This window comes from Desulfoprunum sp., from assembly GCF_053613775.1.
In genome coordinates, this window is the sequence record NZ_JBSHXH010000009.1 from 252,393 (window position 1) to 277,889 (window position 25,497).

A 25,497-nucleotide genomic window follows, 5' to 3' on the forward strand; every position below is an offset into this window, starting at 1 on the left:
GGCGGGCAGAACATCGATCTCCGGGCAACATCGAGGAACAGACATGGACTATCAAGGCAACATCTTCCGCCCCCCGAGCGAGGCGAATTCCATCCTGCTGCAGGTCACGAGGGGCTGCTCGCACAACAAGTGCACCTTCTGCAACCTGTACAAGGGGACCCGTTTTACGCTGAAGGACGAGGCGACCATCGAGAGCGATATCGAGTTCGCCCGGACCTACTGCCGTCGCCAGAACCGCCTGTTCCTCTGCGACGGCGACGCCCCGATCCTGCCCCAGAAGCGCCTCGTCTCCCTGTTGACCGCGATTCGCGAACAACTCCCCTGGGTGACCCGGGTCGGCACCTATGCCAACACCAGGAGCATCCGGGGCAAGACCCCCGAGCAGCTCGAGGAGTTGCGCGACCTCGGCCTCGCCATCGCCTACCTGGGCCTCGAATCGGGAGACGACGTGACCCTGCGGGCGATCGTCAAGGGGGCGGATTCGGCACGGATGATTGAGACCGGCCGGAAGATCCGTGCCGCCGGGATCAAGCTGTCGATCACCGTGATGCTCGGTATCGCCCAGGAAAAACGGTCAGCCGCCCATGCCGAGGCGACCGGCCGGGTATTATCGGCGATCGACCCCGAATATGTCGGGGTGCTGAGCCTGATGCTGACCCCGGGAACGCCTCTCTACACCGACTGGCGGGAGGGCCGCTTCGTCCTCCCCGGTCCGGACGGGATGCTGGCCGAACTGCGGCGGATGCTGGCGGCGACCAATCTCAGCGACGGCTATTTCCACGCCAACCACGCCTCCAACTATCTGCCGATCAAGGCTCATCTGCCGCACGACAAGGCCAGGACACTGAACCTGATCGACCAGGCCCTCCAGGGCAACATCGGCCTGAAACCGGAATATATGCGCGGTCTCTGAGACCTCTCCCTCCTGCACAAAAAAAGCCCTTGCAACGCAGAGCGGCAAGGGCTTTTTTGTTACCGTTGAAAAAAGATCAGAACTTGTAGTTCAGGCCAACGGTCACCAGAATCGCCGAGGCGTCGGTAAATTCGCCATAAGCGGTGCCAAGCGGGGTAACCGTGACTTCACGTTCTTCCTTGTAGTCATAGAGGAGGGCCATACCAACATCCATCTTCTCGTTGACCTTATACTGGGTTCCAACCGAGAACAACCAGGCGTCGGAATCAGGGAGTTCAAACCCGATGGTCTCCTTCGGCACCGGGGTTTCGTCATAGGCGATACCGCCCATCAGGGTCCAGGTCTCGTCGAGTTGATAGCTGAGGCCGATGCGATAGGCGCTGCTGTCGTCCCAGTCTTTCGTCTTGGGAGTTTCGAAAGGAGAACCTACGGCCGGGAAGAAATCGAAATCGAGCTCCTCGTACTCCGACCAGAAGGTCCGGTCCCAGGACAATTCGACAGTCAGGGCCTCGACCGGCTCGAAGGCGGCGGCAAGGGTCAGGACCGCCGGGGCCGGAATGGAGACTTCCCCATCTCTGGTCGGCAGGGTCCTGCCGAGATAGAGGTCGACATCACCCTCGAAATCGAGGTCGACATTGGACCGGTAGGTGGCGGAGAAATTCAGCTCCTCGGAGGGTTTGACGGCGACGGCCAGATTATACCCCCACTCCGTGGTATCCCCATCCACTGTCATGACAGCTGGGGTTCCCACATATCTGGCATCGGTCTCCACCCTGGCCTCGCTGTAAACCAACCGCGGTCCGCCGGAGATCGAGACCATGTCGTTGATCTTGTAGGAGACGGTCGGGTTGAAATCCATGACGGTGATAGAGAATTCCTGGGCAGTCGCCCGTGGGTACGGATCATTCCAGCGTTTGGCCAGACCATAGGGGGCGGTGATCGACAGACCGAAACGGAAATCCCCATAAAAGGGGGAGACCAGAAAACCGGTTGGCAAGAGGAAGTTCTCGTCCTCTGATTCGGCATCGAAATACGGTGAGCGATAATCCTCGTACGAGATCGACGTCAGGTGGATATAGGTCAGGTCCGCCTGGGCCTGCCAGCCATCGCTGAGCCATGACATGTTGGCCGGATTGTAGTAGGCCGCATCGGCACGGCTGGCGGAGGCCACGTTGGCACCGGCCTTGGCCGTCGAATCAACCGACTGTTCCGGAATCCGGTAGCCCGATGCCAATGCGGAAGTCGCGGTAAACAATGTGACCAGTGCCAGTGCAGAAATTGTCTTCTTCATGCTTCTCTCCCCTTGAGCGGGTTCATTTTACGTGTCCACCTGCAGCGGTGAACACCCCCTGTCGATATACTGCCTCCTCCTCGCTCTTGCCCATCACCTTGCGGTGACAATTTCGTTCATAAATTCATAATCATACGAAATTACGCTGCTCTAGTTTACCTTTACGTTTGTGTAATATACCGACAGGATCACTGTCAACAAGAATTGCTCTTGCCGCAGCAATATCCGTCCGGAATATGATCAATGGTCAGGCAACTGCTCAGCCCGTGCATCGTTACAATTCGTGCGCTCAGTTGGGAACGCTCCTTCCCAGTCTCTCAATCTGTCCGCGTACCTCGCCTTCGAGGGTCATCGCCCGACCGGAACGGTCGGCGATAACGAAGGTAATCTTGGCGTCAGCGGCAACCTCCCCTGTCCTCTTGAGGATGATTTTCTGCAGCAGCACCGCGCTCTTGCGGCCGATCTTCTCGATCTCGGTCGAAACATGGACAATCTCTCCGACGCCGACGGCCTTGCGATAATTAACATTGATGTTGACGACGAGAAAGCTCAGGCCCTTGGCCGCCCATTCCAGGAGATCGATCGTCGATTCCAGATGCGCCCAGCGATCTTCCTCGAAAAATTCGAGATAACGGGCGTTGTTGACGTGGCCGTAAAAATCGGCGTGATACCCTCTCACCTTGATTTCGGTCAAATATTCCATCCTGCTGAACCCTCCGTTTTCCTTGCGTTGACAGCGGCAGGCGGTATCCCCGTCCTGCCGCCGCCTCAGGCTTTTTTACCGAAACAGCGCAGAAAAGACTGCAATGCTCCGGGATTGTTGGACTTGATCGTTCCGGAGAAAAAATCCTTCATCCCCGGCCGATAGTCGTCCTGCCAGATACGCAGGAAGAATTCCGGGCTGGTCTTGCAGACGCAGTCGGCATTGTCGACTGTCTTTCCCGTCTCGACCTTGCAGGCATCGGGGGAGACGTGAACCGTCCGCTTCGTCTCCCCGAGCGTAAAATAGAAGCTGACCGGAGCGTCGACGGCACCGGGAACGAAGGCTTCCGGCAGCCGGTTGAATATTTCTTCGAGCATCCCGGCCTCCCTTACAGCGCCATGATCTTCTCGGTCAGCAGCGGCACGAACTGCTTGAGATCGGCGACCACCAGGACGTCGGCGACATCGCCGATCGGCGCATCCTTGTCGGTATTGATGGCGATGATGAACTCCGATTTCTTCATCCCGGCGAGGTGCTGGATCGCCCCGGAGATGCCGCAGGCGAGGTAGAGCTTCGGCGTCACCGTCTGGCCGGTGGTGCCGACCTGGCGCTTGTGCTCGACCCAGCCGGAATCGACCACCGGCCGGCTCGCCCCGTATTCGCCCTTCAACGCCTTGGCCAGGGCGGCGATCAACGCCACGTTCTCCGGCTTGCCGATCCCGCGGCCGGCACTGACGATGATCTCGGCCTTGGTCAGATCGACCCCGCCCGCCTCGGCCGCCTCATAGCCGCCGAACTCCAGCCGGCCGCCACCGCCGCCGCCGATCTTCTCCACCGTCGGGCTGCCGGACGGCGCCTCGGCCAGCCCGAAGGCCCCGGCCTGCAGGGTCACGACAATCTGCTTGGTCTTCGGGGCGACGGCTCGACGCAGCTTGGCGTTGCACGCCGGCACCACCAGCGCCCCGTCCTCGACCTCGACCACCTCCGACACCTGCGCCGCCTTCAGGGCGAAGGCGAGCCGCGGCGCCAGGTCCCAGCCGTAGGACGAATGGCAGAAGGCGATCATCTCCGGCTGCTCCTTCGCCACCACATCGAGCAGCAGCTGTTTGTGGACATCCGGATTGAACTCGCCGCAGGCCGAGGCCTCGGCCAGATAGAGTTTGCCGGCGTAGGCCGGCAGTGCCGCCTCGCTGCCGACCACAAACATCGCGCTGTCGGCGCCCATCTTCGCCGCGAAGGCGATCAGTTCGTTGACGCTGCCCAGCAGCTTGCCATCCCTGTATTCCGCTACAAGCAATATCTTCATCGTTCCCTCCTAGGCCAGAACGCCGGTTTTTTCCTTCAGAATCTGGATCAGCTGGTCGGCCAGCTGCCCGATCTCCCCCTCCAGCACCAGGCCGCCGCCCTTTTTCGCCGGGAAGTACATCTTCGCCGTCGCCTGGCGGGCATCGACCTTCAGCAGGTCGGCCACCGGCAGCGACAGCAGCTCCTTCTTCTTCGCCTTCATGATGTTGGGCAGGGTCGGATACCGGGGGGTGTTGAGGCCGAGCTGGCAGGTCACCAGGGCCGGGACCGTGGTCTTCACCACCGCCTTGACCCCGCCTTCGAGTTCGCGCCGGGTCTCGATCCGCCCGTCGGCGTAGGCGAACTGGACGATCGTCGAGATGCTCGGGATCCCCAGCATCTCCGCCACCAGCACCCCGACCTGGGCGCTGCCGCGATCCTGCGACTGCATCCCGGTGAAGATCAGGTCGAACTGCTTGTCCCGGGCAAACTCGGCGATGATCCCGGCGATCTCGAACGGTTCCTTCTCCGCCGCCTTGTCGTCGGCGACATGGGCCCCGCGATCGCAGCCCATCGCCAGCGCCTTCTTCATCGTCTCCTTGACCTGATCGCCGCCGATGCACAGCACGGTCAGGTCGGCATCCCCCACCTGCTCCTTGACCTGCACCGCCTGCTCCACCGCATACTCGTCGTACTCGTTCATCCGCCAGGCGAGATCGGCGGTGTCGTACCACGTCCCGCTCGCCGCCACCTTGAATTTCGATTCCATATCCGGAACCTGCTTGATGCACACCAGTATCTTCATCGTATCTCCTCCAGTTCTTCGCGGGATAGCTCCCGGTTGTGATGGCGCCGGCCGCAGCCGACAACCTATTTGGCGATCCGTTCCGCCAGGATCTCGGCAATATCCCGGGGACGCAGCGACTCCTCGACCCCCGCCCCCTTGACCCCGTCCTCGAACATCGTCAGGCAGAAGGGACAGTTCGACACCAGCACCCCGGCCCCGGTGGCCTGCGCCATCCGCACCCGACGGATATTGATCCGCTCGCCGATCTTTTCCTCGGCCATGATCCGGCCGCCGCCGGCGCTGCAGCAGAAGGCCTCGGCCCGGTTCTTCGCCATCTCGGTGATGGTGCCGCCGGCCGCCCGGAGCAGGGCCCGCGGCGGGTCGTAGATATCGTTGTGGCGGCCGAGATAGCAGGAATCGTGGTAGGTGCAGGCCAGATCGTCAGCCTTGATCTGCAGCCGGCCGTCGCCGATCAGCTCCTCGAGGAACACGGTATAGGGCTCGACCGCCACCTCCAGCCCCAGATCGCGGTAATCCTTGGCCAGGGTGTTGTAGCAGTGGGGGCAGGTGGTGACGATCTTCTGCACCCCGGCGGCATTGATCAGCTCGATGTTCTCCCGGGCCAGGGTCTGGTAGAGGTACTCGTTGCCCATCTTGCGCATCGGCTCGCCGCAGCACTTCTCCTCCTTGCCGAGGATCCCGACCCTGATCCCGGCCGCCTGGCACAGCTGGATGAAGGCTCTGGCGACGGCGATATTGCGCTTGTCGAAGCTGGCGTAGCAGCCGACGAAGTAGAGGATGTCGACATCGCCATCCTCGCCCACGGTCTTCACCCCCAGGCCCTCGGCCCAGTCGCCGCGCGTGGCGTAGCCGATGCCCAGCGGATTGCCGTTGACCTCGGTGGCCTCCATCGCCGCCATGACCTCGTCGCCGGGAAACTCGCCCTCCATCAGCACCATGCTCCGCCTGAGCTCGACGATCTTGCCGACATGCTCGATCGCCGCCGGACAGATCTCCTGGCAGGCCCGGCAGGTCGTGCAGGACCACAGCACATCCCGGCCGATCAGCTCGATCAGCTGGCTGTCGGGGGCGGTGAAGGCCGCCTCGCCGATCTGGTTGACGACCGTCATCGGCGACAGCGGCTTGCCGGTGGCCCAGGCCGGACAGCGGTCCTGGCAGCGCTTGCACAGGGTGCAGGCGTCGGCGTCGAAGATGTCCTTCCAGGTCATCTCCTTGAGGCTGGTGGCGCCGAAGGTCTCGGACTCCTCGTTCTCGAGGTCGAGGCTGACCAGCTTGCCCTTGGGGCCGCGGTCGGCGAAGAGGTAGTTGGCGCTCGTCGTCAGGATGTGGCGGAACTTGGTGAACGGGATCAGGCCGATGAAGGCCATGACCAGCAGCAGATGGAACCACCAGGTCAGCTTGTGGATCGCCAGCAGGGTCCCCTCCCCGGCCCCCGACAGCAGCCCGGCAAAGGCCATGCCGACCGGCGACCACGGGGCCAGCGGCGTCCCGGTCTCGGTGACCGCCATCCGCGCCCCCTCGATGACGAAGCCGGTGATCAGGATGGTCAGCATCAGCCCGTGCATGATCGCGTCGTCGGGCTTGGTGATCAGCCCCTCCGGCCTCAGGACATAGCGCCGGAACAGCAGCCCGCCGAGCATGACGATGGCCACCAGGCCGGCGAGGTCGAGGACGATCGAGAAGATCTTGTAGAAGGTGCCCGTAAGGAACTTGATGTCGAACAGCAGGTCGGTGAAATCGGCCTGGATGACGATCAGGGTGGTGCCGATCAGCAGCAGGAAGAACCCCCAGAAGAACAGGCCGTGCAGCAGGCCCGGCCAGACAACCCGGGTGACCTTCGTCTGCAACAGGACGTTCTTCAGCATCTCGACCACCCGCTCTCCCAACTGGTCGGTGCGGTCCAGCGGCAGGCCCTGCCGGTACACCGTAATCCGCTGCCGGAAACCGTACACCAGCACCGCCAGGGCGATGATCACCAGCAGGTACATCGGCACCAGGGTGCTCGCCCCGTGCCCGACATTCCAGTAAATCTCACGCGTAAATTCCATCGTCGTCTCCATCGTCGAACCGTTCGTTCCTCTCATTGCTGCCTTCAGCTGGTCAGGGCCGTGCCGATCACCACGCGCCGGATCTCACTTGTTTCCTCATGGATCGAGGGGATCCTGGCATCTCGCATCTTCCGCTGTTCTTCTGTGTGTTCAACCTTCAGCCTTCCATTCTCATGACAGTGGGCCACCAATTTTAATCTTTTTTATTATTTTGCCTATATATATAAAGTTTACGTAAGGGTCAAGATTTTTCCCTCAATTCTTCGCCCCTCCATACCATCTCTTTGGTATAATGATATTTTTTTAAAAATAAAAAATTGACATAACAGGAAAAAGCATGCTATGATAAATCCATAGATTACGTAAAGGTAAAACTTTGTATAAAACAGCAGCCTTCATTAGGGACAGGCTCTTTAGGTATGCTGACACGATACCTTACGGAGACGCCGGATCGTGGAATCCTGAAAGGATAGAGAATGAACACCCAAGAATCAGTCCAAATCGGTGCACTGGCAAAAAAACTCGGGATCACCACCCGTACCATCCGCTACTACGAAGAAATCGGCGTTCTGGGCAAATCGAATCGGCTGATAGGCGGGACGCGAACCTATACCCGAGACGACATCCTGCGCCTTAAATTTATCCTCAAGTTGAAGGATATGGGCATTTCGCTCAAAGAAATCCAGGAACTCTCCAATATTTTTGATATCAACGCCCAGAATTTCAACACCATCACCCCCAAGCTGATCGAGATCCTCGATCAGCACATCTCCAAGGTTGACGACAAGATCGCCAGTCTTTCGTCATTACGTCAGGATATCGTCGAATACCGGATTCGCATCACCGATCTGCTCGCCAAGGGTGATACGAACTGACTGCCGCTGGTCAGTTCGCACCCCCCTTGCCGGCCTGCGGCTTGAACTCCCCTGGAATCTTCCCCGTTAAAGGACGGGGCCGGAGAAATCGAGCCGCATCTGCTTCTTGTTGAGTTTACCGACACTGGTCTTCGGCAGGGCATCGAGCAGAACGATCGTGTCCGGGACGCCATAGCGGGGCAGACGCCCATCTTCCGCCGCCTGCTTCATGTAGACCTTCAGGTCCCCCTCGGTCACCTGGCCCTTGAACATATCCTTCAGCACCACCAGCATCAACGGCCTCTCCCCCCACTTGGCGTCCTGAATACCGATGGCTGCCGACTCGAGCACCGCCTCGTGCCGGCTGAGGATATTCTCGAGATCGAGTGAACTGACCCACTCCCCCCCGCTCTTGATGACGTCCTTGATCCGGTCGGTGACCTGCAGGTAGCCATCGCCATCGATATGACCGACATCGCCCGAGTGCAGATAGCCGTTGCGCCACAGTTCTCTGGTCTTTTCCGGCGCCTTGTGATAACCCTCGGTCAGCCACGGGGCGCGGAACACCACCTCGCCGGTGGTCTCCCCGTCGTGCGGCTTGGGCCGGTCCTCCTCGTCGACGACCTCGACCTCGACCAGCGGAATCGGTGTGCCGGTCTTGGTGATGACGTCGAGGATCCGATCCTCATCCCAATCGAGCATATGCGGTTTCGGCAGGGAGAGCGAGATGATCGGGCAGGTCTCGGACATGCCGTAACCGGTGAACACGGTCATCCCCAGATCGCGGGCGGCCTTGGCCTGCCCCCTTGAGAGCTTGGAGCCGCCGATGATGACCTTCCAGTTCGACAGATCGGTGTGGCGGCAGTCCGGATCGGTCATCAACATCTGCAAAATCGTCGGTACGCAGTGGGAGAAGGTGATTTTCTCGGTCCTGATCAGCTCGAGGATCTTCTTCGGCTCGTATCTGCCGGGGTAGACCTGCTTGGTGGCGAGCATTGTCGCGACATAGGGCACACCCCAGGCATGGACATGGAACATCGGCGTGAGCGGCATATAGACATCGTTGGAACGGAAACGCCCCTGATTGTCGTAGCTGCCGGCGGCGATCGCCAGCGACATCGAGTGCAGCACCAACTGGCGGTGGGAGAAGTAAACCCCCTTCGGGTCGCCGGTGGTGCCGGTGGTGTAGAAGGTAGTGGCCCGGGTATTCTCATCCAGATCGGGAAAATCGAAGCGTTCGGCGGCCGCCTGGAGCAGCCCCTCGTATTCGCCGTCGAAGGAGGAGGCGTCCGCCTGGCTTTCTCCCTCCCGTATCAGCACATATTTCCGCACCGTGGTCAGCATCGGCCTGATCGCCGTAACCAGCGGCAAAAAATCACTGTTGAAGATGATGACCGAGGCCTCGGCGTGGTTGATCGTATAGACGATCTGCTCGGTTGACAGCCGCCAGTTGACGGTCTGCAGTGTTGAACCCATCATCGGGATGGCGAAAAAACACTCGAGATAGCGCGGACTGTCATAATCGAAGACCGCTGCGACCTCGCCCGGCTTCAGGCCGAGGGAGGTCAGACCGCCGGCCAGGCGATGAATCCGGTTGAAGAGATCCCGATAGGAGTAGCGCTGCTGATCCCGGTAGACGATCTCCTGGTCGGTGGCGTTGACCATCGCCGTCTGCAGCAGCTTCTTGATGATGAGCGGGTAGTTGTAAGCCTGACCGGGGGCGTAGGTTCTCTCTGTCATGATATCCTCTTCTGAATCCATATTGTCTTCAAGACGCGAGACCAGCTCTCGTGTCCGCGTTTATTCTCCGACGATGCAGAATATCATCCCAAGCCGAACAATCGCCCAAGCTTGGTCTTGATACTGCCGACGACATAGGGGGCAAATCGTCTCTTCTCCTTGAGTATCTGTACGAAAAGATCCTTCTTCTTTTCCGGGACCGGTGCCCGGCCGGCCGGCACCAGCGTCAGCGAAACGGTCGGGCAGGCCGAAATACAGGCGCCGCAGCCAAGGCAGTGGTCGGTCTTGACCTCCACCCGTTTCCTGCGGGCGCCGTTGTCGCAGTCGACCAGGTCCATCGCCTGGACGTTGCAGGCCTTGGCGCAGAGGCCGCAACCGAGACAACTTTGCTGATCGATGGCGATGGTGTAGCCGCTCTTGGCGATACCGTGCGGGAACCCCCGCATCACCCCGCCCAGCAACTCGCAGCAGCAGGAACAGCAGTTGCAGATAAAGGAAGGTTTGTGACGGATATTGTCGGTGATGTGGGTCAGCCGCAGGTCCCTGGCCCGATCGATCACCGCCAGCAGTTCCTCGACCGAGCGCTCCTCGGCGAAATCGCGCCGGACCATGAAGCGGGCGGCGCTGCCGAGGGAGATGCAGATCTCCCTGGTCGGGGCCCCCTTGTCGCAGGACCGGCCGAGATGCTCCTTCTTGTGCCGGCAGTAGCACATGCCGACGGCACCGTAGCCGGCCCGGCGGATAATCTCGCGGGCGCTCTCCCAGGTGGTGACCACCGATTCGACCGGGATATGCTCTTCGTACGGCAGGGCCCGGGTCAACGGGGTGGCCCCGCCCAGGAATTCCCGCCCCATCCGGTTGTCCGGATCCTCGAAGAGATACTCGTGCATCAGCTGGGCCAGTTCCTGGACCGGCAGGTCCTGGCGCTGCTTCATGAAGGTGAACTCGAAAAAGCCGATCAACCCCGGCATCAGCAGATAATAGGTGCGGCTGCCGTACTGCAGGTCCATGATCAGGCCCTTGTCGGCCATCCCTTCAAGCAGGGGGAGCAGCCGCTGCCGCTCCCAGCCGGTAGCGCGCACCAGTTCGGCCAGGGTCGCCTCGGTGAGGGGAAAACGGGAGGCGACGAAGGCCTCGTCCGCGGAAAAAAGAATGGCCAGGATCCGGCGCAGGGTCTCGCTGTCCGGCAGCCCTATCGGATACCTGTTGAGCCGGTCGATCAGCGGGACGATACTGCTCTTGCCTTCATGATGGTGACCCACGCCTTATCCCTCCACGTTGTAATCAATCCTGCATCGTATAGCAGTCTCGCAGGACGTATACCTGATCCGCCCAGACGCGGGCTGTTACTGCCGTATTCATAGCAGGTTTTTTCATCATTGAGGAGTAGATTGCCTCCTGCTCCGCCGTATTTTCATGGTTAAGGATCATCTGCAGCGCAAAGGTTGAAAAATCGCTGATCAGAAAGGCGAAGATCTGTTCGCGGAGATCGACGTCGAGCCGGTGAATTCTGGCGTTTTCAAGGATCAGCTGGGCATAGACGACCAGAGTGAAGAGCTGGCCCGCAGCCAGCATGTAGTCGATATTGCCGACCTGTTCAGGGCTCGGCGGCGCCTTCAGCAGCAGACGGCGGAACAGCTCGACCTGCTCGCGGAAGACGGCGATGTTCGGCGACTCGATGCCGTCATAGGCCAGGCGATAGTCGGGGAAGCGGACCTGTGCCAGCCCGCCGGTCTTCTGGCGGAAGAGATAGCCGTCGTCGCCGGCCTCGGCCCGCCGCGGGACGGACGGATAGTCCTGCGGATCAAAGAAGTAGTTTTTGACGAACTTGATGATCAGCGCCATGTTGACATGTTCGGTGCCCTCGAGCTTGGGCAGCATGCCGATATCGCGCAGGGCCATCTCGAAGTAGGTGTCCTGCTCGAATCCCCGGGCGGCGATGACCTCGTGCAGCAGGGCGACGACCTTCTCGCCCTGGCCGGTGACCTTCATCTTGACCACCGGGTTGAAGAGGAGATAGCGGCGATCGTCGTCGCCCGCCGCCCGCATGTAATCGGCGGCCCGCATGGCAAAGAGCTTCATCGCCGTCAGACGGGCATAGGCCTCGGCGAAGAGGCGCCGGACGTGGGGAAAATCGGTGACGGCACGGCCGTAGAGGTTACGCCCGGCGGCATGGTTGAGGGCCTCGTACAAGGCATGGGTGCAGATGCCGATCGAGGCGCAGCCGAGCTCGAACTTGCCGACGTTGATGGTGTTGAGCGACGAGTTCCAGGCCAGTTCGCCGCGCGACAGGATATCGGTCTCGCTCACCGGGTAGTCGTGCAGGGCGTATTCGGCGACGTAGGCCTGGCGGACCCCCGAGGTGTCGATCTTCTTGACGCATTCGTATTGCGGCTCCTGCGGGTCGACGACGAAGAACACATACTCGCCGGTACCGGCGATCCTGCCGAAGGTCGAGACCAGGGCGGCGCAGTTGCCGTTGCCGATATAGTATTTCGAGCCGTTGGCCAGCCAACTGCCGTCGCCGGCCGCGGTCAGGGTCATCTCGGTGGAGTAGAGGTCGGCGCCGTGGGCCCGCTCGGAGAGGCCGAAGGCGAAGACCCCGCCGTTGGCCAGCAGGCGTGCCGTTCGCCGCTTCGCCTCCTCGTTGTCGCCCATCCAGATCGGCCCGAGGCCGAGGATCGTCACCTGCCAGGCATACCAGTAACAGAGTCCGTAAAAGGCGAGGATTTCGTTGAACTCGCTGATCCGCCACATGTCCCAGCGCCGGCCCGGCCGGCCTTCGCCATAGGCGGCCGGGGTCAGCAAATCGGCAAAAACCCCTTCCTCCTTGATGAATTGGAGGAAATCCTCATACCAGACCATCGATTGGTCGTCCTCCTTGATCCGCCGCAGGCCCTTGTTTTCGAAGAAGGCGATGGTCTTCTCGACGAGCTGCCGCGACTGTGCATCGGCGTGTTCACGGTGGTAATTGTTCGGGTTCAGCAACAACATCTCTATTCTCCTTTCGGTTGCATATTCAACCGCATGGACACCGGTTTCCCGTTGGCCTCAGATCCTGGTCCGCACCCGGTCCCAGCCCTTGACCTGCCAGATGGTAACGGCGGTGGCGATCCGGTTGCCCTGGACATCGCTGATCCGGCTCTCCATCCGGATGGAGACCGCCTCCTGCTGGCGCAGCGGTTCGATGATCTCGAGCTGCAGCCGCTCCTCGGGCAGGTCGCTCTCCGACACGATCCGGTCCTTGGCCTGGTAGACATAGTCGACCTCGATCCGCGACATGATCAGCCGGTACTGCCGGGGATCGAGGCGGCTGAGCAGCAGGTAGCCGCCGGAAAACTCGGCGATGGTGGCGATGGCGCAGGCGTGGATGCCGCGCAGGTGGTTATGGTTGCTGCGGCGATAGGGGGCGGTGGTGCGCAGATAGTTGTCCCGCAGTTCCTCGATGACGAAGCCGTGCGGCCGGTTGAAGGGGATGATCCGGCCGAGCAGCAGATTGAGCAGCCGCAGCCAGCTCTGCGAGGTCCTGGCCCGGGCGGTCAGTTTCGGCAGGAGGGCGAAACCGTTCATCAAATGGTCCTCCCGGCCTGCCACCCCTGATGACTGGCCTCGAACACGGTTCCGGGGGTCACAGCATCGCCGGCCGCCACACAGCGCAGCCCGAGTTCCTCGGCCACCTGGCGGAGAGGATTGCGAGCCCTGGTCCCGACCGCCAGCACCACCGTGTCGACCGACAGGTCGATGATCTGCCCCCCGCGCTCGAATCGCAGGCCGGCTGGAGTGATCTCGACGACCCTGGCCCCGACCAGCGGTTTGATGCCATAGCGTTCGACATCCTGGAGCATCCCCCAGCGGGTGGTCTTGCCGAAATTGGCGCCGAGCGATCCGGTCATCTCAACCAGGGCAATCTCCCGGTCGTGTTCGGTGGCCAGGCGGTAAAGTTCACCCGGCTGTTCGGCGCCGTGCACCAGCAGGAATTTCAATTCATCGCCGGAGAGGGATCCCTCCTCGGCCAGATAAAGGGCGGTCTCGACCCCGACTGCCCCGCCGCCCAACACCGCCACTTTTCTGCCCGCCTGCCGGTTGCCGGCGAGGATATCCCAGGCCTGGACCACCAGGGGCAGATCAACCCCGGGGATCGGCGGTACGATCGGTTCCCCGCCGGTAGCCAGGATCAGGACTTCGGGACGCTCGAGTTCCAGCAGCCGGCGATCGACGGTCGAATTCATCCTGATCTCGACACCGCTTACGGCCAGTTGCCGCTCCAAGTCATCGGCGAGGACGAGAAATTCACTCCGCCCGGGAGGGCGGCCGGCCAGATGCAGCTGGCCGCCCAGCCGTAGCCCGCCTTCATGCAGGGTCACCCGATGTCCCCGTTCGGCGGCGGCAAGGGCGGCAAACATCCCGGCCGGGCCACCGCCGACCACCATGACCTTTTGCGGTACGGCGGCCGGCTCCAACTCCTCTTCCTCATGGCCGGCCCGGGGATTGCACAGGCATTCCACCGCCTTGTTCTTGAAGATATGGTCGAAGCAGCCCTGACCGCAGGCGACGCAGTGGACGATCCTGTCGTCGTGACCGGCCGCCGCCTTCTCGGGAAAACGAGGATCGGCGATAAGGGCCCGGCCGACCGCGACCAGGTCGCAGAACCCTTCGTCGATGAGGCGCCGCGCGGTCTGCGGGTCATTGATCCGATGACCAGCCATGACTGGAACCGCCACCTGTTTCTTGATTTCGCGCGCCATGTAGGCAAAGACCCCGCGCGGCACCTTAGCCACGATCTGCGGCACCTGGGCCTCATGCCAACCGACGTTGATGCTGACGGCATCGGCGCCGGCGGCGGCCAGGGCGGCGGCAAAGGCCTGCTGCTCGGGCCGGCCGATCCCGCCTTCCATGAAATCGTTGCCGTTGACCCGGACGATGACCGGTATCTCCCCGGATAGTCGCGCCTTGACCGCCGCGAGCACCTCGAGACCGAAACGCATCCGGTTCTCCAGGCTGCCGCCGTAGCGATCTTCCCGCCTGTTGGTCAGCGGCGAGAGGAAGGAACTGATCAGGTAGCCGGTCCCGGCCAGGATCTCGACCAGGTCGAATCCCGCCTCCCTGGCCCGGCCGGCGGCCTCGGCAAAGCGACGTATCGTCGCGGCGATCTCGTCGACATTCAATTCCCGCGGTGTCTCCCGGGTCAGGCGCGAGGGGACGGCAGAGGGTGCCACTGCCGGCTTGCCCCCGAGATGGAAGGAGGGGTTGTAGCGGCCGGCATGGTTCAACTGGATCCCCGCCCGGGCCCCGCCCCCCTTGATTACCGCCGCCAGCCGCATCAGGCCGGGGATGTGGTCATCGTGGTGACAGCCGATATTGCCCGGCCCCCCCGAATATTCATCAACAGTGGCGTAGCCGACGATAATTGCCCCGGCGCCGCCTTCGGCCCGTTCGCGGTAGAAGCGGATGAGCCGGTCGCTGACCTGGAAATTCCGGCACATATTCATATGCATGGCCGGCATGAGGATGCGGTTCTTGATGGTAAGGCCGCCGATGGCGATCGGCGTGAACAGGGAATCGGACATGTGTTTCTCCTTACAGGCCGACGGCACGGCAGAAGTGCTCGGCCACGTCATCGAACAGGCCGATCGCTTCGAGCGATCCCCTCAGCTGATCCGGCTGTTCGAGAAAATCCTTCATGAATACGATTTCCGAGGCCTTGAGGTAGATATGGAGCACCTCGGTCATCGTCCCCCCGAAAAGTCGATGAATGATCTCGGCGATGTTGTCTTCACGGCGGTAGGGCCGCAGTTGCTCGACCCGCTGCAGCATCTTGACGACATAGAAGCGGATGATGGCATCGACGCTCTCGACCGTGTGCCGATGCCCCGGCAGGATCCGCTTGCCCCGGAGGTCGGCCAGCTTCAGCAGCGTTGCGCAGTAGGCCTCGTAGTTTCGGAAGCGACCGCCGGCCTGAAGATCGACGTCGAGCAGCGGCGACTGGAAGATGCCGCGCAGCAACGTATCGCCGGTGACCGCCCACTCGTCGCCGACATAGACCAGATCGCTCTGCGAATGGCCCGGACAGCTCAGGACCTGTATGCCGAGATGCTCCGGCAGATCCCGCTCGGCGATCAGATGGTTTTCGGGGAAGGGCGGGAACAGGACGCTACGCTGCAACAATTGCCGCAACGACTCGATATAATCCGCACTGAAGCCCTTTTCCATAAGCAGATCGTTCATCCGCTCCATCCGCCGCTTGTCGTGGCTGACCTTCAGGCTGTCGCGATAGGGCAGATAGATCGTCGCCTTGGTCTGTTCCGAGAGCCAGAACGACTGGCCGTAGTGATCGATGTGGCAGTGGGTGACGATGACGTGCCGCAGGCGATCGAGGTCGATATGCATCTGGAGATAGCGCCGGCCCTCCTCGGTGGGAGGGCCGGTATCAAACAGAACCAGCTCGCCACCCAGTACCGCGGTATAGCAATGGACCGGCCCGACCATATAGGGCGTGTTGATGGTGTGCTGGATGATCTGCATCGATGCCTGCTGCTGAAACTGCGGTACGAGCTGATTCCTGAAGACAGCCCGGGACCGGCGCGTGGAGGAGTAACCGGTACCCGGGCTGCTTGCAGGGGCTTGTCCCGACAAGCGGGACAAGCCCATTTTACGAAAGATGCTTGATGAATACCATGACGAGCATATTTTCAAAAACTAGAAAAGGTACTTTTCGTCCTCACAGGCGGCCTTGGCCAAGGTCCGTTTGGCGGCGAGCAGCCCGGTGGCGTCATACTTGGCAAACCGCCGGATGCCGGAGAGAACCATGGTCAGGGTGTCGCCCTCTTCGATGTAGAAGGCGCCCTTCTTCGCTGCCGTGCCCACCACTTCGGTGGCCTGGAAGGCGAAGGCCTTGACCGCCGCCTGCAGCAGCTCCTGCTTGCGGCCGGTCGATGCGGCATAAATCTTCTCGGCCCGCAGGACCGCGCTCTCGAGGGCGAAGATCTGGATCGCGATGTCGGCGGCGGCGATCAGGATCTCCTGCTCGTCGGCGATCTTGTCCATATACTTCTGGACCCCGATGCCGGACAGGATCAGGAACAGGGTTTTGAGATTGTTCAGCAGCGCCTTTTCCCGGGCGAAAAGCTGGTCCTCGTCGATCTCCTCGAAACTCGGGGTCATCAGCGACTCGAAGGCCTTCATCGCATGGGCCTGCAGCGGCAGCTCACCCTTCATCGCCTTGCGCAGGATCATGCCGGGGATCAGCAGCCGGTTGATCTCGTTGGTGCCCTCGAAGATCCGGTTGATCCGCTCGTCGCGGTAGAAGCGCTCGGCCGGGTAGTCGCTGACGAAACCATAGCCGCCGTGGATCTGCACGACCTCGTCGACGGTCTTGGCCAGGACCTCGCTGCAGAAGACCTTGGCGATGCCGCACTCGGAGGCATACTCCTCGATGCCCTTCTGGTACTCGTCGTAATAGTTCGCTCCCCCCTTCTCGATGGTCTCGAGCTTCCGGTCGAGCAGTCCGGCCAGGCGATAGACCAATGATTCGGCGGCAAAGATGTCGACGTTGAGATCGGCGATCTTCTCGGCGATGGCGCCGAAGCTGCTGATCCGGCGCTTGAACTGGGTCCGCTCGTTGGCATACTTGATGCCGACCCCAAGGGCCATCTTGGCCGCACCGGTGACTGCGGCGCCAAGTTTGAAGCGGCCGACGTTGAGGACGTTGAAGGCGATCTTATGGCCCTTGCCGATCTCGCCGAGCAGGTTTTCCACCGGCACCTGGCAGTTGTCGAGGATAATCTGGGTGGTCGACGATCCCTTGATGCCCAGCTTCTTCTCTTCCGCCCCGACGACCAGGCCGGGGAAGCTCTTCTCCACCAGGAAGGCGGTGAAGTGCTCCTTGTCGATCTTGGCGAAGATCGTGTACAGGTTGGCGAAGCCGCCGTTGGTGATGAACTGCTTGGTGCCGTTGAGGATATAATGTTTGCCGTCCGCCGACAGGACCGCGGTGGCCTGGGCGCCGAGGGCGTCGCTGCCCGAACCCGGTTCGGTCAGACAGTAGGCGGCGCACCACTCGCCGCTGATAATCTTGTTCAGGTATTTTTCCTTCTGGGCCGGAGTGCCGTAGTAGATCAGCGGCAGGGTGCCGATACCGGTATGGGCTGAAAAGGCGACCGAAAACGAGCCGGCATAGGAGATTTTTTCAGCGACAAGCATGGTCGAGGCCTTATCGAGCTCGAGCCCGCCGAACTCTTCCGGCGCATCCATCATCAGCAGGCCGAGTTCGCCGCATTTTTTCATCTTCTCGACGACGAGATCGAAGTTCTGGTGCTCGATCTCATCGATGTTGGGCATGATCTCGTTGGCCACGAACTGCTCAGTCGTCTCAGCCATCGAGCGCTGCTCGTCGGTGAAATCCTCGGGGGTGAAGACCTCGGTGCAGTCCGTTTCGGCGATCAGGTATTCGCCGCCTTTTGCTATATTTGCCGCCATGGTGGTAACTCCTGTAAAAATGGTTTTATAATCTCTCGAAGATTCCGGCCGCACCCATGCCGCCGCCGATACACATCGAAACTATTCCGTATTGGGCCTTGCGCCGTCCCATCTCATGCAGCAGGGTCGCCGTCAATTTGGCGCCGGTGCAGCCCAAGGGGTGACCCAAGGCGATGGCCCCGCCGTTGACGTTGGTGATCTCGGTATTGATACCCAATGTATTGATGCAGGCCAGGGCCTGGGCGGCAAAGGCCTCGTTGAGCTCGAACAGGCCGATATCCTCCAGCTTCATGCCGGCCAGCTTCAGCGCTGCCGGAATGGCGGCGATCGGGCCGATGCCCATGACTTCGGGCGGCACGCCCTTGACTGCAAAGGCGATAAAACGGGCCATCGGATCCCTGCCGATCCGTTGCAGATACTCCTCCGACACCACCAGCGTAAAGGCCGCGCCGTCGGTGGTCTGCGACGAGTTACCGGCAGTCACCGGACCGTCGATCTTGAACACCGGCCGCAGTTTGGCCAGGGTCTCGACCGTGGTGCCGGGGCGGACACCGTCGTCGACGGAGACCAGTTCCTTGACCCGCTTCATCTTCCCCCCGACCAGGGACTCTTTTTCGATCTCCACCGGGATGATCTCGTCGGTGAACCGACCCTCGGCAATGGCCGCGGCGGCCTTGCGGTGGCTGGCGGCAGCGAAGGTGTCCATCATCGCCCGGTCGATGCCATACTGTTCGGCCACCAGTTCAGCGGTCACCCCCATCGATGAATACGACTCGGGCCAATCGACCATCATCCCCGGATTGGCGGCGTATTTCAAGCCGCCCATCGGGACGCTGGACATCGATTCGGCGCCGCCGGCGATGATGCAGTCGGCAAAGCCGAGCATGACCCGCTCCGCCGCCATGGCGATGGTCTGCAGCCCGGAGGAGCAGAAGCGGTTGATGGTCTGCCCCGGCACTTCGACCGGCAGGCCGGCCTTCATCGCCGCGATCCGGCCGAGGTTCATTCCCTGCTCGGCCTCGGGGAAGGCACAACCGATGTACACATCATCCACGGTGGCCGGATCAATGCCGGTCCGGTCGACCAGCCCCTTGATTGCCAGCGCGGCGAGATCGTCAGGCCGCATGTCCTTGAATTTGCCTTTGTTGGCGCGGCAGCCAGGAGTCCGGTAACTTGCCAGAATATATGCTTTCTTCATGTTGATCCTCTCTATGGGAATGCGTTATCGGCTCAATCAGTTCCTGAGGGCCTTGCCCTTCTTCAGCATGTGCTGGATCCGTTCGACGGTCTTCTTGTTGCCGCAGAGCTTGAGGAAGCCTTCCCGTTCCAGTTGCAGCAGGTAGTCTTCTGTGATCAGGGTGCCGGCAGTGACGTCGCCGCCGCAGATGATCTGGCCGATCAGGGTTCCCATCTCCAGCTCGTATTCGGTGATGAATTTGCCCATCATCATGTTCCACAGCTGGCTCTTGATGCTGGCGGCGATGCCGCGGCCGGGGGCCGGGATATTCTCGACCGGCCGCTTTGGCCGGTAGTTGACCGCCAGGGCCAGGACCTTCTGTTTGGCGTCGGCGATCAGCTGGTCGATATCCATGGTGATGCTGTCGCCCCGCCGCAGATAGCCCATATTGAACAACTCGGGGGCCCCCATGGAGACCTTGGCCGTCGCGATCTGCTCGAAATATTTGATTATGAACGGCTGGGGGTCGGTTTTGAACTGCTGCCCCAACTCCACCGCCCGCAGACACATCTCCTTGGTGCCGCCGCCGGCCGGCAGCAGACCGACACCGATTTCGACCAGCCCCATATAGGTCTCGGCGTAGGCGTTGACGGCATCGGCATGGAGGCAGAACTCGCAGCCGCCGCCCAGGGCCATGTTGAACGGTGCCGCGACCACCGGCACCTTGGCGTACTTGACCGCCATCGTCGCCTTCTGGAAGGAGCGAATGGTCATGTTGATGTCGTCGTAGGCCCCTTCAGCAATGGCGACGGCCAGCATCATCAGGTTGGCCCCGACCGAGAAGTTGGCGCCATGGTTGGCGATGACCAGGCCGACCCCCTCCTGTTCGGCCCGTCCGATCGCCTTGTGGGTCATGGCCAGGATGTCGCCGGTGATGGCGTTCATCTTCGAGTGGAACTCGAAGCCGAAGACGCCGTCGCCGAGATCGAGGACCGAGCAGCTGGCGGTCTTCTCGACCACCCTGCCGGCCTTCCTGAGGATTTCCAGACGGATCTGGCCCGGTTTTACCGGCACCGGCAGATAGCCCTCGGCGGCAAAGTCATAGAATTCCCTGCGCCCCGATTCGCCATAGCGATAGAACGACTCGACCTTCTTCAGCTTCTCCGGGACATTGACGCCGTCGGCCTCGGCCCGCTTGACGAACGATTTGACGCCGATGGCGTCGAACATCTCGAACGGCCCGATCTCCCAGTTGAAACCCCATTTCATCGCGTTGTCGACGTTGACCACATCATCGGCGATTTCGGGAATCCGGTTGACCGCGTAGATCAGGGTGTCACGGATGCTGCGCCAGGCGAATTCGGCCCCGGTATCCCTGGCCCCGAGGACGGCTTTGATCTTCTGGCCCGGATCGTCGATCTGCTTGACCAGCGCGGCCGAGGGATACTTGGGCTTGGTGATCGGCCTGTATTCGCCGGTGGTGTAATCGAAATAGAGGATCTCCTTGCGGCCGTTGACGGTCTTCTTGGTGTAGAAGCCCTGCCTGGTCTTGTTGCCGAGCTGTTTGTTCTCGATCATCTTGGCCATGAACGGCGGCAGCTTGAAGACCTCGCGTTCCTCGTCGTCGGGCAGCAGATTGTAGGAATTGGTGCCGACATGGGCCAGGGTATCGAGTCCGACCAGGTCGGCGGTACGGAAGGCGGCGCTCTTCGGCCGGGCAGTGACCGGGCCGGCCATCGAATCAACCTCCTCGACGGTCATGCCGAGATCCATCATGTGCTCGATGCCCTTGTAAATCGCATAGACCCCGATGCGGTTGGCGATGAAGTTGACCGTATCCTTGCCGTAGACAATGCCCTTGCCGGTCCGGTTGCTGAGGAATTCGGCCATGTCCTTGACCACCTCGGGGTCGGTCTCCCGGCAGGGCACAATCTCCATCAGCCGCATATAGCGCGGCGGATTGAAGAAATGGGTGACCAGGAAACGCCGTTTGAGGTCATCGGGCAGGACCTGGGCCATCTCGTTGACCGACAGGCCGCTGGTGTTGGTGCTGAGGACCGCGGTGGCGGAGATGTGCGGGGCGATCTTCTTCAGCAGCTCGAGCTTGATCGGCATGTACTCGACCACCACCTCGACGATCCAGTCGCAGGTCGCCAACTTGGCCAGGTCATCCTCGAGGTTGCCGACCTGGATCAGGTTGATGTATTCCGGCAGGTAGAACGGCGCCGGTTTCATCTTGATCAATCCCTGGAGGCCGCCCTCGGCGATGCGGTTGCGGACCGCCGGGCTCTCCAGGGTCAGCCCTTTGGCCGCCTCCTGCTCGTTCAGTTCCCTGGGGACGATGTCGAGCATCAGGACCTCGACTCCCGCATTGGCCAGATGGGCGGCAATGGTGGCGCCCATGACGCCGGCGCCCAGCACCGCTGCTCTATTTATCTGCCTCATTGTTCTTCTCCATGTGTTGATTTCGGGTGAAAAACGAGAACATTCTCATTCTTTGCGTACAGTTCCTCAACAATGTCCGCGTATTTTTTCAAGATCTCCTTGCGCTTGAGCTTCAACGTCGGCGTCAGTTCCCCGCCTTCGATCGAGAAGTCCCGGGCGACCAGGGCGAAGTGCTTGATCGTCTTATACGGCGGATACTGCTTGTTGATCGCCTCGACCCGGGCGCTGAAGAGCTGCTTGACCTTGTCGTTGTTGACCAGTTCATCGATATCGAGATACTGGATCTTCTTCTCCTTGGCGAAATCGAGAAGCCGCTCGATATCGGGGGTCAGGACTGCCACCACATATGGCCGGCGATCGCCGAAGACGATGGCCTGGGAGATGTACTTGTCGAGCCGCAGATCGTTCTCGATCGGCTGGGGGGCGATGTTCTTGCCGCCGGCGGTGACGATCAGCTCCTTTTTGCGATCGACGATATAGACGAATCCGTCGGCGTCGATCGTGGCGATATCACCGGTTTTCAGCCAGCCGTCCTCGAAGGTTTCCTTCGTCGCCTCGTCGTTCTTGTAATAGCCCTGCATGACCATCGGCCCCTTGATCAGCAGCTCGCCGTCCTCGGCCAGTTTGAGTTCGACCTGGTGGAGCGGCTTGCCGACCGAATCGAAACGGATGTGATCCATGGAACAGAGAGTGACCGCCGGGCTGGTCTCAGTCAGGCCGTAGCCTTGAAAGATCGGCATGCCAAGGATCCACATGAATTCATTGATCGACTTGTCGAGCGGGGCCCCGCCGCTGATAAAGAACCGCAGGCGACCGCCGAACCGGTCTCGGATCTTGCTGAACACCAGACGGTCGAAAAAGCGGTACTGCAGCCCGAGAAAGCCGACCGGTTTTTTCTCGATATATCTGGTTTGGACATACCGGCTGCCGATCTTCATCGCGTAGTGGAAGAGGTTGCGTTTGAACGGACTCGCCTGGTGGACGCTGTCGTAGATGCGCGAGTGGATCTTTTCGAACAGGCGTGGGACGCTGACCATCGCCGTCGGCCGGATCTCCACCATGTTCTCCATGACCTTTTTGACGTCCTCGGCAAAGGCAATATGGTTACCGCTCAACAGGGCGGCGTAATAGCCGGCGGTCCGTTCCAGGACATGGCTGAGGGGCAGGAAGCTGAGGAAGGTCTCATTGCTGCCCAGACCACCGAGTTGGCGCATCCCGTAGTCGCAGTCACACAGAAAATTCCGTTGGGTCAGGAGAACCCCCTTCGGAACCCCGGTCGTCCCCGAGGTGTAGATGATGGTGATGATGTCGTCCTGACGGATGGCATCGATCTGCTGTTCGATCCGATCCCGCTCTGCCCGGGTCAGCGGCGCCTCGATCTCGGACAGCTGATTCTGGGTGAAGGCGGGGAAGGTGCGGTCCCCGATGTACCGCTCGTAGGAGACGATCAATTCGACGTTGGGTATCTTCTCCCGTACCGACAGCAGCTTCTCGTATTGCGCCTTGGTGGAGACGAAGACCACCTTGGCCTCGCTGTGAGTGATGACATAGGCCGCCTGCTTGCCGGTGTTGGTGGCGTAGATCGGGACGGTGATCGCCCCGGCGCTCTGGATGCCGAAATCGGAGATGGCCCAGCCGAGGCGGTTTTCCGAAAAGATCGCCACCTTGTCGCCCCGTTTCACTCCTGCCTTGCCGAGCCCGCGGGCAAGAAGCAGTACCCGTTCGTAGAACTGGGCATAGGTCAGAGAGGTGTAAACGCCATTCTTCTTGAAGGAGATGGCGGTTTTATCGCCGAATTTAACTGCGTTTTCCCTGAGAATCACGGGAATAGATTGATACGAGAGAAGGTCCATGGCTTTTCCCCATAAAGAAAATGACGCTCTGAGACTACTGCCCTCACAACAATGCCGAAGAATCCGTCCGCATTTTTCCGAAGAATCCGTCCGCATTTTTTTCCCTATATCTTACCCTTACGTTTAAGTCAACTTATATTCAGATTTTCTTCCTCCAATTTTTTCTTTCCCCGATGAACCGCCAGGGACCCTTAAATTCCTTATGAAAATTCTTTATCATGGAATTTGCATGTGTTAGAACGATGAAACGGTTACCACAGTCTGGATATTATCGCCACTGCTTGACCTCATCATCAAGATTTGCCCCGTAGTTCCACAAAACGTATTACGTAAACCATGACATTGCTGGAATCCCGCGCTGAAGCGGCAGGAACGGTCACGATTCAGGCCATGTCCATCGCTGCCGACCTCGTGGGTCCGGCCGGAAAATCCCTTCGCCAGACGGTGGCGACCAACCGGATAACTAGAATATTCCATTGTATATCGGTGCTATCAGCACAATCAATGTCATTTGATGCACCGACGTCAATCCCAGCCGGCGGACTTTCTCCGTCGAGGCAAACGCCGGCATCGATCAACGATTCAGACCATGGACTTTCATTGGACCACGAGGATCGGATATGCCAACCCGGAACATCCGCCATGAGATACCGGCCCGCGAATAGACCGATATCCTGCTGGCCTCCAGTATGATTTCAGACCTGTTTACGCTCTATTCGGACGCTGTCATGGTGACCGCGGATTGCTGTTCCCACCCGCCTGGCGACTTCATTAACCCAACCGCTTTTTGACCCGTTCATACACCTCGTTGAGCCGGACGAAGCGCTCGTGATCACCGCCCGCATCGGGATGCGTCTCCTTGGCCCGCTTGCGGAAGAGGCGGGCCAGTTCCCGTTTCGACATCGACCGCAGCTCCTCGAGGGTCCGGCCGAAGATGGCATTGACTTCCGTCGCATCATCCGGCTTCCACTCGGGCCAGCGGAACTGCCGGTGCCGGTTGATGAAATCCCGGGTGAAATCATATGTGAACGACCTTGGCGGATAACCGTAATCAAAGAACATCACCAGATAGCGCTGCAGGTGCGGACGAAGACTTCCCTGCCCCTCAACCTCCTCCCAGAATCCATCATCGCCATTCAACCGGCATATCTCCTCGACCAGGCGGTCGGCCATCAGCTCCTGGTCCAGGGCCTCCGGCATGTATCGGGCGAAGGACTCGCCGAAGAACCGCTGGAGGTCAAAAATGGCGAAGACATAGGTGCGGTACTCGGCAGGATGAAGGACCTTTTCCTGCTCCGCGATATAATATTCCCTTTCGTCCCGGCACTGGCCAAACAATGGACGGCACAGTTTCTTGTGCAGACGATGAATGCGGCTCTGATCCACTGCCCCGTAACGGAGATAATAGAGCCGCCGGCGATCGAACAGATGGATTTCCCGCCGCAGTCTCTCCTCGTCCTCCGGGGTGAAGGGCATCAGCTTGACAGGCTGGCGCCGGCGAGTACGGGCCAGCTGTTCCCGCTCCTCGCTGGTCAAAAATTCCCACAGCAGTTCTTCCAGCAGACCAGCCACATTGCTGTTTCCCACGGCTCGGGCGACCGCCTCTTCCAACCCTTCATCGAAGAACGGCAGCCGGTACTCGCCGTGATGGATGAAGTCCCCCGGTCGCGGACCCAGATCATAGACCTGGCGAAACAGATAGCGGCCCAGGCCCCGATCGAAGATGGACTTACGGAGCAGGTACCGCATCTCCTGTCCCTGGCGGATTTTTGCAAGATACATGCCTCCTCTCCCTCACGATGCGCTTCGTGCGGCGACGGACCGCACCGCCCTGCCGCCGGAACCAACGGCGAAAATGGCTTGGAAAACGTGCGATCCCGGCCTTCCGCCGGTTCTACCGCAACCT

General features: G+C 60.6%; 19 protein-coding genes. 2 read left to right on the forward strand and 17 right to left on the reverse strand.

Going from position 1 to position 25,497, the window contains the following annotated elements:
* Nucleotides 1–43: 43 nt before the first annotated feature.
* Nucleotides 44–913, forward strand: a complete 870-nt coding sequence (locus ACWGKN_RS19140) for a radical SAM protein (protein ID WP_035227050.1) — start codon at nucleotides 44–46, stop codon at nucleotides 911–913.
* 76 nt (nucleotides 914–989) lie between these two features.
* On the opposite strand, the gene ACWGKN_RS19145 is transcribed toward ACWGKN_RS19140, so the two are convergent.
* From ACWGKN_RS19145 to ACWGKN_RS19170, 6 genes are all read right to left on the reverse strand, one after another.
* The gene (locus tag ACWGKN_RS19145) at nucleotides 990–2,204 is read right to left on the reverse strand and encodes an OmpP1/FadL family transporter (RefSeq protein WP_452095799.1); all 1,215 of its coding nucleotides are present in this window, start codon (nucleotides 2,202–2,204) and stop codon (nucleotides 990–992) included.
* 289 nt (nucleotides 2,205–2,493) lie between these two features.
* Entirely contained in the window at nucleotides 2,494–2,907 is a 414-nt protein-coding gene (locus ACWGKN_RS19150; protein WP_035227048.1) for an acyl-CoA thioesterase, read from the reverse strand.
* Nucleotides 2,908–2,972: 65 nt separating this feature from the next.
* Nucleotides 2,973–3,284 carry a hypothetical protein gene (locus ACWGKN_RS19155; RefSeq protein WP_035227047.1) on the reverse strand — a complete coding sequence of 104 codons (312 nt, stop codon included), beginning with the start codon at nucleotides 3,282–3,284 and terminating at the stop codon, nucleotides 2,973–2,975.
* An 11-nt stretch (nucleotides 3,285–3,295) separates the two neighbouring features.
* Complete coding sequence (locus tag ACWGKN_RS19160) at nucleotides 3,296–4,213, reverse strand: electron transfer flavoprotein subunit alpha/FixB family protein (RefSeq protein WP_452095800.1); 918 nt, start codon at nucleotides 4,211–4,213, stop codon at nucleotides 3,296–3,298.
* 9 nt (nucleotides 4,214–4,222) lie between these two features.
* Entirely contained in the window at nucleotides 4,223–4,996 is a 774-nt protein-coding gene (locus ACWGKN_RS19165) for an electron transfer flavoprotein subunit beta/FixA family protein (RefSeq protein ID WP_035227045.1), read from the reverse strand.
* A gap of 65 nt (nucleotides 4,997–5,061) precedes the next feature.
* Complete coding sequence (locus ACWGKN_RS19170; RefSeq protein ID WP_452095801.1) at nucleotides 5,062–7,047, reverse strand: heterodisulfide reductase-related iron-sulfur binding cluster; 1,986 nt, start codon at nucleotides 7,045–7,047, stop codon at nucleotides 5,062–5,064.
* A gap of 476 nt (nucleotides 7,048–7,523) precedes the next feature.
* On the opposite strand from ACWGKN_RS19170, the gene ACWGKN_RS19175 reads away from it, so the two are divergent.
* Entirely contained in the window at nucleotides 7,524–7,922 is a 399-nt protein-coding gene (locus ACWGKN_RS19175) for a helix-turn-helix domain-containing protein (protein ID WP_035228833.1), read from the forward strand.
* Nucleotides 7,923–7,988: 66 nt separating this feature from the next.
* Here ACWGKN_RS19175 and ACWGKN_RS19180 read toward each other — a convergent pair whose 3' ends face one another.
* The 11 genes from ACWGKN_RS19180 to ACWGKN_RS19230 form a co-directional block, all read right to left on the reverse strand.
* Nucleotides 7,989–9,641: a fatty acid--CoA ligase gene (locus ACWGKN_RS19180; protein ID WP_424252681.1), complete on the reverse strand. Its 1,653-nt coding sequence runs from the start codon at nucleotides 9,639–9,641 to the stop codon at nucleotides 7,989–7,991.
* A gap of 83 nt (nucleotides 9,642–9,724) precedes the next feature.
* The gene (locus ACWGKN_RS19185) at nucleotides 9,725–10,903 is read right to left on the reverse strand and encodes a 4Fe-4S dicluster-binding protein (RefSeq protein ID WP_035228832.1); all 1,179 of its coding nucleotides are present in this window, start codon (nucleotides 10,901–10,903) and stop codon (nucleotides 9,725–9,727) included.
* 22 nt (nucleotides 10,904–10,925) lie between these two features.
* Nucleotides 10,926–12,635, reverse strand: a complete 1,710-nt coding sequence (locus ACWGKN_RS19190) for an acyl-CoA dehydrogenase (RefSeq protein WP_452095802.1) — start codon at nucleotides 12,633–12,635, stop codon at nucleotides 10,926–10,928.
* Nucleotides 12,636–12,692: 57 nt separating this feature from the next.
* Entirely contained in the window at nucleotides 12,693–13,211 is a 519-nt protein-coding gene (locus tag ACWGKN_RS19195; RefSeq protein WP_035228830.1) for a DUF4442 domain-containing protein, read from the reverse strand.
* Nucleotides 13,211–15,208: an oxidoreductase gene (locus ACWGKN_RS19200; RefSeq protein WP_452095803.1), complete on the reverse strand. Its 1,998-nt coding sequence runs from the start codon at nucleotides 15,206–15,208 to the stop codon at nucleotides 13,211–13,213. The genes ACWGKN_RS19195 and ACWGKN_RS19200 overlap by 1 nt, the downstream gene beginning before the upstream one ends.
* Nucleotides 15,209–15,218: 10 nt before the next feature.
* Entirely contained in the window at nucleotides 15,219–16,163 is a 945-nt protein-coding gene (locus ACWGKN_RS19205; protein ID WP_035231370.1) for an MBL fold metallo-hydrolase, read from the reverse strand.
* A 174-nt stretch (nucleotides 16,164–16,337) separates the two neighbouring features.
* Nucleotides 16,338–18,116 carry an acyl-CoA dehydrogenase family protein gene (locus tag ACWGKN_RS19210; RefSeq protein WP_035231373.1) on the reverse strand — a complete coding sequence of 593 codons (1,779 nt, stop codon included), beginning with the start codon at nucleotides 18,114–18,116 and terminating at the stop codon, nucleotides 16,338–16,340.
* 25 nt (nucleotides 18,117–18,141) lie between these two features.
* On the reverse strand, nucleotides 18,142–19,314 hold the full coding sequence (locus ACWGKN_RS19215; RefSeq protein WP_424255209.1) for a thiolase family protein: 1,173 nt from the start codon (nucleotides 19,312–19,314) through the stop codon (nucleotides 18,142–18,144).
* 36 nt (nucleotides 19,315–19,350) lie between these two features.
* Nucleotides 19,351–21,738: a 3-hydroxyacyl-CoA dehydrogenase/enoyl-CoA hydratase family protein gene (locus ACWGKN_RS19220; RefSeq protein WP_035231377.1), complete on the reverse strand. Its 2,388-nt coding sequence runs from the start codon at nucleotides 21,736–21,738 to the stop codon at nucleotides 19,351–19,353.
* Nucleotides 21,735–23,591, reverse strand: coding sequence for an AMP-dependent synthetase/ligase (locus ACWGKN_RS19225; protein ID WP_052160159.1), 1,857 nt, complete (start codon nucleotides 23,589–23,591; stop codon nucleotides 21,735–21,737). Before ACWGKN_RS19225 ends, ACWGKN_RS19220 begins: the two co-directional genes overlap by 4 nt.
* A gap of 771 nt (nucleotides 23,592–24,362) precedes the next feature.
* Nucleotides 24,363–25,373, reverse strand: a complete 1,011-nt coding sequence (locus ACWGKN_RS19230) for a hypothetical protein (RefSeq protein WP_452095804.1) — start codon at nucleotides 25,371–25,373, stop codon at nucleotides 24,363–24,365.
* Nucleotides 25,374–25,497: the final 124 nt, after the last annotated feature.